Consider the following 13,275-nt stretch of genomic DNA (forward strand, 5'->3'; position numbering starts at 1 on the left):
CTGGGGGCGCCCCGCTCTCCTAGAGGCGCCCGGCCTCCACGATGCGCCGCAGGAAGCGCCGGGTGCGCTCCTGCCGCGGATCGCCGAAGACCTGCTCGGCGGTGCCGCGCTCCAGCACGACCCCTCCGTCCAGAAAACAAACCTGGTCGGCGACCTCCCGCGCGAAGCCCATCTCGTGCGTCGCCAGCACCATGGTCATGCCGTCGTCCTTGAGGTCGCGGACGACGGCGAGGACCTCGCCGACCAGCTCGGGGTCGAGCGCCGCGGTGATCTCGTCGAGCAGCAGCAGCCGGGGCCGTACGGCGAGCGCGCGGACGATGGCCACGCGCTGCTGCTGACCACCACTGAGCCGGTCGGGATACGCGTCGGCCTTGTCGCCCAGCCCGAGCCGCTCCAGCAGCCGCACGGCCTGCTCCTCGGCCTCCACGCGGGGCACGCCGTGCACCCTGCGCGGCGCGAGAGTGATGTTCTCCAGGACCGTCATGTGCGGGAACAGGTTGTACGCCTGGAAGACCACGCCGATCCGGCGCCGTACCGCGTCCTGGTCCACGCGCGGGTCCGTGATCTCCTCGCCGTCCAGCCAGATCGCCCCGTCGTCGATCTCCTCCAGCAGGTTGGCGCACCGCAGCAGGGTCGACTTCCCCGAGCCGGAGGCGCCGATCAGCGCGGTCACCGTGTGCGGCGCGACCTCCAGGTCGACGTCCCGCAGCACGACGGAGCCGCCGAAGGTCTTGCGGACGGACTCCATCCGCAGCACCGGGGCGGCGGGGGCGTCGCTCATGTGATCCCTCCCTGGGCCCGCCGGCGGTCCATCCGGGCCGTCACCCAGTCCGTGAGCCGGGTCATCGGAATGGTCAGCGCCACGAAGACCAGCCCGGCGACGATGTACGGGGTGTAGTTGAGGCTGCGTCCCACGATGATGTCCGCGGCCCGTACGGCGTCCACCGCGCCGCCGATCGACACCAGTCCCGTGTCCTTCTGCAGCGACACCAGGTCGTTCAGCAGCGGCGGCACCTGACGGCGCACCGCCTGCGGCAGCACCACGTGCCGCAGCGCCTGACGGTTGGTCAGGCCCAGCGAGCGGGCCGCGGCGCGCTGCGAGGGGTGCACGGACTCGATGCCCGCGCGGAACACCTCCGCGACGTACGCCGAGTACGTCAGCGTCAGCGCCGTACCGCCCAGCAGCACCGGATCGACGGTCACGCCCTGCAGCCGCAGCGCCGGGACGCCCAGCACCACGATCATCAGGTTGATGATCAGCGGCAGCCCGCGGAAGAAGTCCGTGTACGCGGCGGCCAGCACCCGCAGCGGGAAGAACACCGGGCCGCGCAGGGTCCGCGCGACGGCGATGAGCATGCCGAGGACCAGCACCGCGGCCCCGCACACCAGCAGCAGCCGGACGTTCAGCCACAGCCCTTCCAGGACCTTCGGGAACGCCTCGCGCGCGTACCCCCAGTCGAAGAACGTCTCCTTGGTGCGCGGCCAGCCGGGCGCGTTGACCACGACCAGGTACAGCACCACACCGGTGACCAGCGTCGACACGGCCGCGATCGCGGTGGCGCGGCGCGCGCGGGCCCGCTTGTGGCGCTCGCGCTCCAGCCGCCGCGCGGAGGGGACGTACGGGTCCCGCGTCTCCTCGGGTTCCTTCGTGACGGTCACTTCAGCACCGGGGCGTCGACGGCGTCGGACAGCCACCGCTGCTCCAGCTTCGCCAGGGTGCCGTTCTCGCGGAGGGTGTCCACGGCGTCGGTGACGCATGCGGTGAGCGCGCTGCCCTTGTCGAGGACGAGCCCGAACCGCTCCTGTGTGGAGCCCCGGTTCTCGAACTGGCCGACGATCTCGGCGTCGGTCACCTCGGCGGCGGTGATGTAGAAGGCGGTGGGCAGGTCGGTGACGATGGCGTCGACCTGACCGTTCCTCAGGGCGGACTTCGCCTGGTCGTTCTTGGCGTAGACGGCGGCGTCCCGCTCGGGCCGCACCACGTCGTCGATGTAGTCGAGGCTGGTGGTGCCGACCTGGGCGCCCAGCCTGACGCCCCTGAGGTCCGCGACGCTCTTCGCCTTCGCGGCCTTCGAGCCCTTCAGCGCGATGACGGCCTGGCGCACGTCGTAGTAGCCGGAGGAGAAGTCCACGGCCTTCTTGCGCTCGTCGCTGACGGACACCTGGTTGATGTCGAAGTCGAAGGTCTTCTCGCCGGGCGCGAACGCCTTGTTGAAGGGCACGCGCTGCCAGACCACGGCGTCCTTGCCGTAGCCGAGCTGCTCGGCGACGGCGTACGCCACCGCGGACTCGAAGCCCTTGCCGTTGGCGGGGTCGTCGTCCTGGAACCACGGCTCGTACGCGGGCTCGTCGGTGGCGATCGTCAGCTTCCCGGCGGTCTTCGTGGCCAACTCGCCCTTGGGGCAGCTCTTTCCGGCCGGTCCGGACGGTTTGGCGGCGGTGTTGTCCTCCGGCTGCGGAGCACAGCCGACGGCGGCGGCGAGCAGGGCGACGGTGACGGCGGCGACGGCGCGACGCGGCGCGCGGAGGACAGATCGCATGGCGGGAGAGTGGCAGCGCGGCCCCGCTTTGTCGAGGTCACACCAGTCGATGTCCGCATGGTGGGAACGGGTGTTGCGGCCTTGTGAACAGGCGCTGCCGCGTTCCGCCTTGGGCCGCCGGCCGAGGGCGGGGGTTGGGGACCGGCGGCCCATGCCGCGCGGATACGTCGTCCCCGCGCGGGGCTGTCCCCAGTGGACCGCGCGATCCCGTGCGCCGGGAGCGCGCGCGGGGCGCCGGTGTGTGCGGAGAATTCACACGGGGCGCGAATCAGGTTCCGCGCGCCCCATACTTGAGGTGCGCAACCCGCGCTCACCGCCCCGCGTTCGCCGGCTCGCGTCCACCGCCCCGCGTCCACGGCAGCCTCACATTCGGCAACCCGCGCTCACCAGCCCCGCCGGTGCCACTCCGGCAGGTGCGGACGCTCCGCGCCCAGCGTGGTGTCGTCGCCGTGCCCCGGATAGACCCAGGTCTCGTCCGGCAGGACGTCGAAGATCTTGGTCTCCACGTCATGGATCAGACGGGCGAACGCCTCGGGATCCTTGTGGGTGTTGCCCACACCGCCCGGGAAGAGGCAGTCCCCCGTGAACACATGGGGGTGGCCGTGCGGGTCGTCGTAGACGAGGACGATCGACCCGGGCGTGTGGCCGACCAGATGGCGCGCGGTGAGCTCCACGCGCCCCACGCGGATGACGTCGCCGTCGTCGACCGGGACATCGGTCGGCACGGGGATCCCCTCGGCGTCGTGGCGGCCGGCATACGTCCGGGCGCCGGTGGCCGCGACGACCTCGGCGAGCGCCCGCCAGTGGTCCGCGTGCCGGTGCGTGGTGACGACGGACGCGATGCCGTCGTCACCGATCATGCCCAGCAGCGTGGGGGCCTCGTCGGCCGCGTCGATCAGCAGTTGCTCGTCGGTGGCCCGGCAGCGCAGCAGATAGGCGTTGTTGTCCATCGGGCCGACCGCAATCTTGGTGATCATCAGTTCCGAGAGCTCGTGCACGTCCGCCGGGCCGCCGACCGTCACCTGTCCGCTGTACGTCATGGCCGTCAGTCTAGGTCCGCGACCTGCCCGGAGCAGGTCGCGGCCACAGCGGCCACCCGGCCGCACCGGGCGGCCGTACCGGCCACCGCCGCGGGAGCGGCTACAGCGGCGGCAGGGACGGCAGCGGTCCGCCCTCCACGGCCAGCGCCGAGCCGTCGCGGCGCCCGGCGAGCCAGCCGAGCAGGTCCGCAGGGGTGCCCCGGACGGTGACCTCGGGAGCGTCCGCCTCGCGGCCGGTGCTCCACGCGCGCGTGCCGTCCGTCAGCCGGGTCGGCGGCACCTCGGGGTGCCCGGTGAAACGATCGGCGAGGAAGTCGATCTCCCGCTCGGTGAACTCCGCCGGCAGGTCCTCCAGCTCGTAGCTGATGCCGAGGTCCACGTGGTGCAGCTCGACCTCGACCCAGCGCCGGAAGGGCACCCGGGACGCCGAGTCGGTGACCCCGTTGCGCAGCTCCACCGTGCGCGACCAGTCGGCGGGCGCGGCGGCGGCCTCCTGGAAGCGCTCGGCGCTCGCGCGCACGTCGGCGAGCTGGACGTCGAGGGGGCGCGGGGCATCCCGTTCGATGTCGCCGTCCCGGGCCTCGGCCGAGACGTACATGGGGCGCCCCTCCAGGACGTTCACGAGGGCGTCCGCGTTGCGGGCGAGGTGGGCGAGGACGTGGCCGCGGCTCCAGCCGGGCAGCCGTGACGGTTCCGTCACGTCCGCGTTGTCCAGCTTGGCGGCTGCGCTGAGCAGCCGCTCGGTCGCCTCGCGTACAGACACCAGGTCACGCGCGTGATCAATCATGGGGCCGACCCTAGCTCCGCCACTCCTTCGGGTGAAGGTGGCGGACCGGGCCCGTAAATCGAATGCACGTGCTATATGGTCGGTGGCGGCGTCGGGCATGCTGGATGGCCGGGGATTGTTATGCAACCGGGGAATCCGAACCGGCGCTGTCAGTGGCTCCCCCTAGTCTGGGAAAGACGGGGGCCCCGCCCCTGTCACTTCTCTCAAGAAAGGTGCGGACCGGCGTGGCCGACCGTCTCATCGTCCGTGGCGCGCGCGAGCACAACCTGAAGAATGTCTCGCTCGACCTGCCGCGCGACTCGCTCATCGTCTTCACGGGCCTGTCGGGGTCGGGCAAGTCCTCGCTGGCCTTCGACACCATCTTCGCCGAGGGCCAGCGGCGCTACGTCGAGTCGCTGTCGTCGTACGCCCGCCAGTTCCTCGGCCAGATGGACAAGCCGGACGTCGACTTCATCGAGGGCCTGTCCCCGGCGGTCTCCATCGACCAGAAGTCGACCTCGCGCAACCCGCGCTCGACGGTCGGCACGATCACCGAGGTCTACGACTATCTGCGGCTGCTCTTCGCCCGCATCGGCAAGCCCCACTGCCCCGAGTGCGGCCGCCCGATCTCGCGCCAGTCGCCGCAGGCCATCGTCGACAAGGTGCTGGAGCTGCCGGAGGGCAGCCGCTTCCAGGTGCTCTCGCCGCTGGTGCGCGAGCGCAAGGGCGAGTTCGTCGACCTCTTCGCCGACCTCCAGACCAAGGGCTACTCCCGGGCGCGTGTGGACGGCGAGACCATCCAGCTCTCCAACCCGCCCACCCTGAAGAAGCAGGAGAAGCACACCATCGAGGTGGTCGTCGACCGCCTCACGGTGAAGGACTCCGCCAAGCGCCGCCTGACCGACTCCGTCGAGACCGCCCTCGGCCTGTCCGGCGGCATGGTCGTGCTCGACTTCGTCGACCTCCCCGAGGACGACCCCGAGCGCGAGCGGATGTACTCGGAGCACCTGTACTGCCCGTACGACGACCTGTCCTTCGAGGAGCTGGAGCCCCGCTCCTTCTCCTTCAACTCGCCCTTCGGCGCCTGCCCCGAGTGCACCGGCATCGGCACGCGCATGGAGGTCGACCCGGAGCTGATCGTTCCGGACCCGGACAAGTCCCTCGACGAGGGCGCCATCCACCCGTGGTCCCACGGGCACACCAAGGACTACTTCGGCCGCCTGGTGGGCGCCCTCGCGGACGCGCTCGGCTTTCGCACCGACATCCCCTTCGCGGGCCTGCCGCAGCGCGCCAAGAAGGCCCTGCTGTACGGCCACCGGACGCAGATCGAGGTCCGCTACCGCAACCGGTACGGCCGCGAGCGGGTGTACACCACGCCGTTCGAGGGCGCCGTGCCCTTCGTCAAGCGCCGGCACAGCGAGGCCGAGTCCGACGCCAGCCGTGAGCGCTTCGAGGGCTACATGCGCGAGGTGCCCTGCCCCACCTGTGAGGGCACGCGCCTGAAGCCGATCGTCCTCGCGGTCACGATCATGGGGAAGTCGATCGCCGAGGTCTCCGCGATGTCGATCAGCGACTGCGCGGACTTCCTGGGCGAGCTGAAGCTCAGCGCGCGCGACAAGAAGATCGCCGAGCGGGTGCTGAAGGAGGTCAACGAGCGGCTGCGGTTCCTGGTCGACGTCGGCCTGGACTACCTCTCGCTGAACCGCGCGGCCGGCACCCTCTCCGGCGGCGAGGCCCAGCGCATCCGCCTGGCCACCCAGATCGGCTCCGGCCTCGTCGGCGTGCTCTACGTCCTCGACGAGCCGTCCATCGGCCTGCACCAGCGCGACAACCACCGGCTGATCGAGACCCTGGTCCGGCTGCGCGACATGGGCAACACGCTCATCGTCGTGGAGCACGACGAGGACACCATCAAGGTCGCCGACTGGGTCGTCGACATCGGCCCCGGCGCCGGTGAGCACGGCGGCAAGGTCGTGCACAGCGGCTCCCTCAAGGAACTGCTCGCCAACCCCGAGTCGCAGACCGGTCAGTACCTGTCGGGCAAGAAGTCCATCCCGCTGCCGGACATCCGGCGCCCGATCGACCCGTCCCGGCAGCTCACCGTGCACGGCGCGCGCGAGAACAACCTCCAGGACATCGACGTCTCGTTCCCGCTGGGCGTCTTCACCGCGGTCACCGGCGTCTCCGGCTCCGGCAAGTCGACCCTGGTCAACGACATCCTCTACACCCACCTGGCCCGCGAGCTGAACGGCGCGCGCAACGTCCCCGGGCGGCACACGCGCGTGGACGGCGACGACCTCGTCGACAAGGTGGTGCACGTCGACCAGTCGCCCATCGGCCGCACCCCGCGCTCGAACCCGGCGACGTACACCGGCGTCTTCGATCACATCCGCAAGCTGTTCGCCGAGACCACCGAGGCGAAGGTCCGCGGCTACATGCCCGGCCGCTTCTCCTTCAACGTCAAGGGCGGCCGCTGCGAGAACTGCGCGGGCGACGGCACGATCAAGATCGAGATGAACTTCCTCCCGGACGTCTACGTCCCGTGCGAGGTCTGCCACGGCGCCCGGTACAACCGGGAGACCCTGGAGGTCCACTACAAGGGCAAGTCCATCGCCGAGGTCCTGAACATGCCGATCGAAGAGGCGATGCACTTCTTCGAGGCCGTCCCGGCGATCAACCGCCACCTGAAGACGCTCCACGACGTCGGCCTGGGGTACGTCCGGCTCGGCCAGTCCGCGACCACCCTGTCCGGCGGCGAGGCGCAGCGCGTGAAGCTCGCGAGCGAGCTCCAGAAGCGCTCCACCGGCCGCACCGTCTACGTCCTGGACGAGCCGACCACCGGTCTGCACTTCGAGGACATCAGCAAGCTGCTGAAGGTGCTGTCCGGCCTGGTCGACAAGGGCAACACGGTCATCGTCATCGAGCACAACCTCGACGTCATCAAGACCGCCGACTGGATCGTCGACATGGGCCCCGAGGGCGGCGCGGGCGGCGGCCTGGTGGTCGCCGAGGGCACGCCCGAGCAGGTCGCCGCGGTCCCGGCCAGCCACACCGGCAAGTTCCTGCGGGACATCCTCGGCGACCGGATCAGCGACGCCGAGCCGGTGCGGGCCCCCGCGCGCGGCACGGCCGGGAAGACCGCCGGCGCGCGGAAGACGGTCGCGGCCAAGTCGACGACGCGGAAGACGGTCACGGCCAAGAGCGCCGACGGCACGGCGACCGGGAAGGCGGCCGGAACCGCCAAGAAGGCAGCACCCGCAAAGAAGACCGCGCGGGCCCGCAAGGCCTGATCCGGAAAACGGTCTGATCCGGAACAAGGCTTGATACAGAACAGGCCTGATCCGGAACCAGGCCTGTGCGAGAACACCGACGCGGTGCCCCGGAGAACCCCCGTTCCCCCGGGGCACCGCGCGTCTCCGGTCCAGGGCCGGTAAAGAGGCCTGGACCAGGACCAAGGCCGTCGCCCGGACCCGGGGCTCAGGCTCCCTTGGGCTCCACGAACTGCATGTCGAGCTGGATCTTCACCACGTCACCGAGCAGCCCCGGCGCGAAGTCCAGACCGAAGTCGCTGCGCCGGATCTCGCCCGTCGCCTCGAACCCGGCGTGCCGGCTGCCGTCGACCGGTACCTCGACCAGCCCGCCGAACTCCACATCGAGCGTCACGGGACGCGTCACGTCACCGATCGTCAGCTCGCCCTCCATCGTCCAGTCCTCGCCCTCGCCCGACACCCGGGTCGAGCGGAAAATCATCGTGGGGCGCTTCTCCACGTCCAGCAGATCGGACGCGCGGACATGCGCGTCCCGGTCGGCGTTGCCGGTGTCGACGGAGGCCAGGGCGATCTCGGCGGTCACCCGCACGTCGTCCACCACCTCACCGACGTACAAGGCGGCCTTCACCTCGGTGAAACGCCCGCGCACCTTGGCGATCCCCAGATGCCGGATGCTGAAGTTGACGGCCGAGTGCAGGGGATCCAGCTCCCAGTGACCGGGGGACAGGGGCAGCGGGGCAACGGCCAGCGTGTTCGAGAAGTCGTTCCGAGTCGTCATGCCTCCACCCTGAGGGCCGCAGGGCGGGGCAGGGAGACCGGGCGAAGCCTGGTAGTCGCAGGGCCACCCTCCCGCGGGCGCGCGTTGGTACGTTCGCGGGGTGAGCGACAACGAGTTGGGCACCTATCTGCGGACCTGGCGCGAGGCCGTGACCCCGGATGAGGTCGGGCTGCCCGCGGGCCCGCGCCGCCGCACCCCCGGGCTGCGCCGCTCCGAGCTGGCCACGCTCGCCGGCATCAGCGTCGAGTATCTGACCCGGCTGGAACAGGGACGCGACCGCAACCCCTCCGCGCAGGTCCTCGGCGCCCTCGCCGACGCGCTGAACCTGTCCCTCCAGGACCGGATGGTGCTGCGCCGCCTGACCAAGGAGGCGCACGACGGCGACCCGCTGGTCTGCGGCGCGGCCCCGCCGCTCAGCCGCACCCCGCGCCCCACCGTGCGCGCCGTCCTGGACCGTCTGGAGCCCGCGCCGGCCGTGCTGCTCAACTGGATCGGCGACGTCCTCGCCCACACCACCGGCTACGCACGCCTGTTCGGCCCGATCGGCGTGCTCGACGGCGAGCACCCCAACCTGCTCCGCCATCTGTTCACCGACCCGCGGGCCCGTGCCGCCTACCCCGACTGGGAGCGCGAGGCCGACAACCTGGTCGCCCACCTCCGGCACGACGTGCCCCTGCGCGACCCGTACGCCGCCGAGCTGGCCGAGGAGCTGACGGTGACGGCGGGGGCCGAGTTCGCCGACCGGTTCGCCGATCTGGCGACGGCCCCGCGACGGATCGGCAGCCGGCGCGTCGAGCACCCGGAGGCCGGGCAGCTACGGCTGCTGCACGAGACGCTGGCGCTGCCGGACGACGGCCAGCGGATCGTCGTCCACCTCCCGGCCGACGAGGCCACGGCCACCGCTCTGGACCGGCTCAACGGCCGCCACCCGGGAGGCCTGCGGGCCGTGGGCCGAGCGGGCTGACGCGGGCCGAGCGGGCTGAGACTCCGGCTCCTTCAGGCCCGTACGTCCTCCAGCTCGTGCGCGTACGGCGGCTCCGCGCCCGCCCGGGAGCAGGTGACCGCCGCCGCGCGGGCCGCGAACCGCAGGAGCCGGGCCCAGCCGTCGGCGCCCAGGCCGGCGAGGGCGGCGGGGGAGAGGGCGTCCTGGGCGGCCAGGCCGTGCAGCAGGGCCGCGTTGACGGTGTCCCCGGCGCCGATGGTGTCCACCACGTCGACCTTCTCACCGGGCACGGAGTGCTCGGCGCCGTCGCGCGTGAAGACGGTCAGCCCGTCGCCGCCATGGGTGATCACGACGGCCGAGGGCCCGGCCGCCAGCCATTCGCGCGGGCTGCCGCCCAGCCACCGCGCGTCCTCCTCGGACAGCTTCAGCAGGGTCACCGACGGCAGCCACGTCAGGAACCGGGCCCGGTAGGCGTCCGCGTCCGGGATCAGCCCCGGCCGGATGTTCGGGTCGAGCGCGGTGAACACACCCTGCCCGGCCGCCGTCCGCATCAGCTCCTCGTACGCGCTCGCGCCCGGCTCCAGCACCAGCGAGCAGGTGCCGAACGACACCGCGCGGGTCCCCTCCGGAAGCGCGGCCGGGGCGGTGAACAGCCGGTCGGCGGTGCCGTCGACGTAGAAGGAGTAGGCGGCGGAGCCCTGCGCGTCGATCGTGGCGACCGCCAGGGTCGTCGGCTCGGCGCCGCGCGCTACGCCCGACACGTCCACCCCGGCCGCGCGCAGCCCCTCCAGCAGCGCCTCGCCGAAGGCGTCGGACGAGACGCGGGAGCAGAAGGCGGTGGGGGAGCCGAGCCGGCCGAGGGCGACGGCCGTGTTGTACGGGCCGCCGCCGAGCGCCGGCCGCAGGCTCGCCAGGGCACCCGGCCCCTGCGGTACCAGGTCGATCAGGGCCTCACCGGCGACGACGATCACGAGTCGGCTCCTTTCTCGGGCTGCGGGAGCCCTTCGGACGGGTCCGGCCGCCGGGGCGGCGGCTCGGGGCAGCCGCACGAGGTGCGGTGCACGAACGTGCAGGCCAGGCGTACGGTCCGGGCGGGCCGCTCCGGCTCGGCGAGGCGCTCCAGGAGCACCCGTACCGCCTCCGCGCCCAGCTCCTTGCCGGGCTGGGCGATCGCGGTGAGCCGGGGCGAGAAGAGATCCGCCCAGGCGAAGTCGTCGAAGCAGGCGAGCGCGAGGTCGCCGGGGACGGTGAGGCCGCGGTGGCGCAGCGCGCGGAGGGCGCCGATGGTCATCGCGTTGTTGGCGGTGACGAGCGCCGTCGGCGGTGCGGCCAGGGACAGCAGGGCCGCGGCGGCCCGCTCACCGCCCGCCGACTCCGAGTCGCCGTGCGCCAGAAGCCGCTCCTCGAAGGGCAGCCCGGCCGCCGCCAGACCGTGCCGGTACCCGGTGATCCGCTCGCTCGTGGTGCTCAGCCCCGGCCGGCCCGCGACCAGGCCGATCCGGCGGTGCCCGAGTCCGGCGAGATGGGTGACCAGCCGGGCCATCGGCTCGGCGCTCTCCGCGCACACCTGGTCGAAGCTCCGGGCGCCCTCCGCGCGGTCGTCGACGACGCGGTCCAGGAAGACGGCCGGTACGTCGTGCCGGCGCAGATAGGCGACCAGTTCGCGCGGGTCCGCGGACGGGGCGACGATCATGCCGTCCACCCGTCGCTCGTGCAGCAGCTGGACGACCTTGCGCTCGTGCCCGGGGTCGTCGTGCGGATCGGCGATGAGCAGGCTGTAACCGTGCTCCAGGGCGGCGGCCTCGACGCCTTGCAGGATCTCCGTGAAGTACGGGTTGCTGATCGCGGACACCGCGAGCCCGATGGACCGGGTCCGCGAGGTCACCAGGGAGCGGGCGAGGGTGTTCGGGGTGTAGCCGAGCGCGTCGATCGCGTCGAGGACGGCCTGACGGGTGTGGGGCAGCACGGGCCGGGTGCCGTTCAGCACGTGCGAGACGGTCGCCACGGAGACCCCGGCGCTGCGCGCCACGTCGGCCATGGTCGGCATGGGTTCCCCTCTCAGAGCCCGGCTCGGCTGCGTTCCGCGCGGCACGGTATCCCATCGAAACGGCATGCGTAAACGCTTGCGCAAGCGTTTACGCGCCGCCGCCACCCCACCCGGCCGTCACCCGACAGGCCCGGTTATCGTCGGGGTGCGTTCCCGGCGCCCCGACGCCCTCGGCGCCCCGACGCCCTCGGGCGCCCTCGGTGCCGTCGGCGCACCCGCGCACCAGCGCCCCTGCGCTTCCGCCCAGCTCAGACCAGTGGAGATCCCATGCCCGCCCGCCCCTCCGCGAGCCGCCGCACCGTCCTGCGCGGAGCCGCGCTGGCTCCCGTCGCCGGGCTCGGCCTGGCCGCCTGCTCCCCGGAGGAGTCCGGCGGTGCACCGGCCGCGCCCACCGCGCCGGTCGAGCTCGGCGCGGAGAGCGAGGTCGCGAAGGGCGGCGCCCGGCTGTACCGCGAGCAGAACGTGGTGGTCAGCCGGGACGACAAAGGCGCCCTCAGGGCGTACAGCTCGATCTGCACGCACGCGGGCTGCCCCATCACCAAGCTGGAGGGGACCAGGCTGACGTGCTTCTGTCACGGCAGCGAGTTCGACGCCGCCACCGGCGAGGTCCTGCAGCCGCCGGCCACGGTGCCGCTGACGGAGCTCGCCGTGACGACCGAGAACGGCAGGATCGTGGCGGGCCCGAGGGACTGACGCCCCTACCCGACGACCCCCTTGAGTGTCCTCACTCCCAGTCCCACCCGATCCCCACGATCCCCGACCGCACCCGCGGCTCCACGAGGTGCACGGAATGGTGGCGGCCGGTCAGGGCCAGCTCCTGCCGGCCGCTGCGCGGTGCCGCCGCCGAGTGCTGGGTGAACCGGTGGCAGCGCACCGGCAGGGCGCGCTCGTCGAAGCGCACCTGGAGCACGTACTGCCCGCCCGCAGGCCCGAACCCGCGGACGTACTCGCGTGACACCCCGGCGGTGCCGTCCTCGACGCCGTACCGGAACAGGAAGGTGTCACCGGCCCGCAGCCTGGTGTCGAACAGCAGCTCGGTGACGAGCACCCCGGTCTCCCGGTCCCAGCGCACCCGCCCCGCGCGGCAGTTGTCCAGGGCGTGCACCGTCATGCGCTCCGGCGCGCACCCCGGGTCGCCGTGGTGCACGGCGACGAAGCGGTCGACGCCGTCCTGGTGGGCGCGCACGATGTGGTGCGACTCGCGCGCCGCCAGCTCCCGGCGCGCCCCGATCCGCACCCGCTCGTGGTGCCCGAGCATGTGCAGCCCGCCGTCGAGCTGGGCGCCCAGCTCGGCCAGTAGCCGGTCCAGGACGTCCGTGGCCTCGACGAGGGACCGGTAGGAGCGGCCGGCGGTCCGCCGCGCGGAGCGCTCGTCGCTCTCCGCGAGCAGCCGGATCAGCGACTCGTCGGGCAGCTGGAGTATCTCCTCCAGCGCACGGACGGCGCGCAGCGACTCCGGGCGCTGCGGGCGGCGGGCGCCCTGCTGCCAGTAGCTCAGGCTGGTGACGCCGACTCTCACGCCGTACCGCGACAGATGGTGCTGCACGCGCTGCAGGGGCAGTCCCCGGGCGGCGATCGCGGCGCGCAGCGCGACGTGGAAGGGGCCGCCTCGCAGGGCCGTGTCCAGGTCCGCGGCGGCGACGTCGGCGGCGGCGTCCGCGTGCTGTGTGGCGTGCGGCATGCAGGGGCCTTTCTCTGGCTGACAACGGCTGGTCGGACCGTTCGCGGGATTCCGGGCGGGGCCACCCCCGTCGGCGCCGGGGCGCTGCACATCCGTACGCCGTGGTTCACGGCCCCGAGTTCCCCCGCATTGAAGCGTGTTGACCAGGCCCCGACAACACCTGAGTCCGACCGCCGCGCACTCCTGGCCGAGGTTCGACCATGGCGGGGAA

12 protein-coding genes are annotated in these 13,275 nt (G+C 72.4%); 3 read left to right on the forward strand and 9 right to left on the reverse strand.

The genetic code is table 11. From position 1 onward, the window contains the following. Positions 1-19: 19 nt before the first annotated feature. From ACIG0D_RS19505 to ACIG0D_RS19525, 5 genes are all read right to left on the reverse strand, one after another. The gene (locus ACIG0D_RS19505; RefSeq protein ID WP_399802216.1) at positions 20-781 is read right to left on the reverse strand and encodes an amino acid ABC transporter ATP-binding protein; all 762 of its coding nucleotides are present in this window, start codon (positions 779-781) and stop codon (positions 20-22) included. Beyond that, the gene (locus ACIG0D_RS19510) at positions 778-1,659 is read right to left on the reverse strand and encodes an amino acid ABC transporter permease (RefSeq protein ID WP_399802219.1); all 882 of its coding nucleotides are present in this window, start codon (positions 1,657-1,659) and stop codon (positions 778-780) included. The genes ACIG0D_RS19505 and ACIG0D_RS19510 overlap by 4 nt, the downstream gene beginning before the upstream one ends. Continuing rightward, on the reverse strand, positions 1,656-2,540 hold the full coding sequence (locus ACIG0D_RS19515; protein ID WP_399802222.1) for an ABC transporter substrate-binding protein: 885 nt from the start codon (positions 2,538-2,540) through the stop codon (positions 1,656-1,658). Before ACIG0D_RS19515 ends, ACIG0D_RS19510 begins: the two co-directional genes overlap by 4 nt. 383 nt (positions 2,541-2,923) lie before the next feature. Next, complete coding sequence (locus tag ACIG0D_RS19520) at positions 2,924-3,580, reverse strand: MBL fold metallo-hydrolase (protein WP_399802225.1); 657 nt, start codon at positions 3,578-3,580, stop codon at positions 2,924-2,926. A 100-nt stretch (positions 3,581-3,680) separates the two neighbouring features. Beyond that, a complete protein-coding gene (locus ACIG0D_RS19525; RefSeq protein ID WP_399802227.1) occupies positions 3,681-4,367 on the reverse strand; it encodes a maleylpyruvate isomerase family mycothiol-dependent enzyme in 687 nt (228 codons plus the stop codon). A gap of 224 nt (positions 4,368-4,591) precedes the next feature. Here ACIG0D_RS19525 and uvrA point away from each other — a divergent pair, with 224 nt between their 5' ends. Beyond that, a complete protein-coding gene (gene uvrA / locus ACIG0D_RS19530; RefSeq protein ID WP_399802230.1) occupies positions 4,592-7,636 on the forward strand; it encodes an excinuclease ABC subunit UvrA in 3,045 nt (1,014 codons plus the stop codon). A gap of 187 nt (positions 7,637-7,823) precedes the next feature. Here the strand turns inward: uvrA and ACIG0D_RS19535 are convergent, their stop codons facing one another. Next, on the reverse strand, positions 7,824-8,393 hold the full coding sequence (locus ACIG0D_RS19535) for a YceI family protein (protein WP_399802233.1): 570 nt from the start codon (positions 8,391-8,393) through the stop codon (positions 7,824-7,826). A 100-nt stretch (positions 8,394-8,493) separates the two neighbouring features. Here ACIG0D_RS19535 and ACIG0D_RS19540 point away from each other — a divergent pair, with 100 nt between their 5' ends. Then, positions 8,494-9,357: a helix-turn-helix domain-containing protein gene (locus ACIG0D_RS19540; RefSeq protein ID WP_399802236.1), complete on the forward strand. Its 864-nt coding sequence runs from the start codon at positions 8,494-8,496 to the stop codon at positions 9,355-9,357. A 32-nt stretch (positions 9,358-9,389) separates the two neighbouring features. Here the strand turns inward: ACIG0D_RS19540 and ACIG0D_RS19545 are convergent, their stop codons facing one another. Together ACIG0D_RS19545 and ACIG0D_RS19550 are read right to left on the reverse strand one after the other, a co-directional pair. Then, complete coding sequence (locus tag ACIG0D_RS19545; protein ID WP_399802239.1) at positions 9,390-10,307, reverse strand: carbohydrate kinase; 918 nt, start codon at positions 10,305-10,307, stop codon at positions 9,390-9,392. After that, positions 10,304-11,383, reverse strand: coding sequence for a LacI family DNA-binding transcriptional regulator (locus ACIG0D_RS19550; protein WP_399802241.1), 1,080 nt, complete (start codon positions 11,381-11,383; stop codon positions 10,304-10,306). Before ACIG0D_RS19550 ends, ACIG0D_RS19545 begins: the two co-directional genes overlap by 4 nt. A gap of 267 nt (positions 11,384-11,650) precedes the next feature. Here ACIG0D_RS19550 and ACIG0D_RS19555 point away from each other — a divergent pair, with 267 nt between their 5' ends. Next, positions 11,651-12,076 carry a Rieske 2Fe-2S domain-containing protein gene (locus tag ACIG0D_RS19555; RefSeq protein WP_399802243.1) on the forward strand — a complete coding sequence of 142 codons (426 nt, stop codon included), beginning with the start codon at positions 11,651-11,653 and terminating at the stop codon, positions 12,074-12,076. Between the two features lie 31 nt (positions 12,077-12,107). On the opposite strand, the gene ACIG0D_RS19560 is transcribed toward ACIG0D_RS19555, so the two are convergent. After that, entirely contained in the window at positions 12,108-13,064 is a 957-nt protein-coding gene (locus ACIG0D_RS19560; protein ID WP_399802246.1) for a hypothetical protein, read from the reverse strand. Positions 13,065-13,275: the final 211 nt, after the last annotated feature.

Origin of the sequence: Streptomyces sp. NPDC052773, from assembly GCF_044547145.1 — a bacterium.
Classification (GTDB): domain Bacteria; phylum Actinomycetota; class Actinomycetes; order Streptomycetales; family Streptomycetaceae; genus Streptomyces.

What these genes read in the sequence shown, in the direction of transcription:
- ACIG0D_RS19515 (WP_399802222.1), bottom strand. Translation starts at nt 2,540, where the DNA reads ATGCGATCTGTCCTCCGCGCGCCGCGTCGCGCCGTCGCCGCCGTCACC.
- ACIG0D_RS19525 (WP_399802227.1), bottom strand. Translation starts at nt 4,367, where the DNA reads ATGATTGATCACGCGCGTGACCTGGTGTCTGTACGCGAGGCGACCGAG.
- ACIG0D_RS19505 (WP_399802216.1), bottom strand. Translation starts at nt 781, where the DNA reads ATGAGCGACGCCCCCGCCGCCCCGGTGCTGCGGATGGAGTCCGTCCGC.
- ACIG0D_RS19550 (WP_399802241.1), bottom strand. Translation starts at nt 11,383, where the DNA reads ATGCCGACCATGGCCGACGTGGCGCGCAGCGCCGGGGTCTCCGTGGCG.
- ACIG0D_RS19560 (WP_399802246.1), bottom strand. Translation starts at nt 13,064, where the DNA reads ATGCCGCACGCCACACAGCACGCGGACGCCGCCGCCGACGTCGCCGCC.
- ACIG0D_RS19520 (WP_399802225.1), bottom strand. Translation starts at nt 3,580, where the DNA reads ATGACGTACAGCGGACAGGTGACGGTCGGCGGCCCGGCGGACGTGCAC.
- ACIG0D_RS19555 (WP_399802243.1), top strand. Translation starts at nt 11,651, where the DNA reads ATGCCCGCCCGCCCCTCCGCGAGCCGCCGCACCGTCCTGCGCGGAGCC.
- ACIG0D_RS19535 (WP_399802233.1), bottom strand. Translation starts at nt 8,393, where the DNA reads ATGACGACTCGGAACGACTTCTCGAACACGCTGGCCGTTGCCCCGCTG.